The organism is Faecalibacterium sp. DFI.5.82 (assembly GCF_029076575.1).
GTDB lineage: Bacteria > Bacillota > Clostridia > Oscillospirales > Ruminococcaceae > Faecalibacterium > Faecalibacterium duncaniae.
The window spans coordinates 1-287 of the sequence record NZ_JARFIS010001168.1 but is presented as its reverse complement, the minus strand read 5'-3'; the positions used below and the strand labels follow the sequence as shown (position 1 = coordinate 287).

The 287-nt window shown below is 65.9% G+C and carries 1 pseudogene; it reads right to left on the bottom strand.

Going from position 1 to position 287, the window contains the following annotated elements:
- Positions 1 to 287 (bottom strand): annotated as a pseudogene (locus P0G09_RS20585) (heat-inducible transcription repressor HrcA); the annotation flags it as partial.

The window sequence follows — 287 nt, the reverse complement described above, 5'->3', positions numbered from 1 at the left end:
TCCGGGTGGGGCCGATGAGGGCCACAGAGCCCCTGAGGCCTCCGCCCACCAGATACCGGTCACTCACGATGCACAGGCCGGGGATCTGAGGTTCCAGATCCTCGCCCAGCAGGATGCTTTCGCTCTGCTCTGCCGGGGGTGCAATGAGGGCGGCGGCCTGCTCTTCGTCGTTCAGCAGGCTCAGGATGCTGCCCACCTTGCCGTCCAGCTGGGGCCAGTCCATCAGGTACTGCTCACCACCCAGATACACATGGGGCTGGGTGGAATCCTGCAGGATTGCGGCGGCG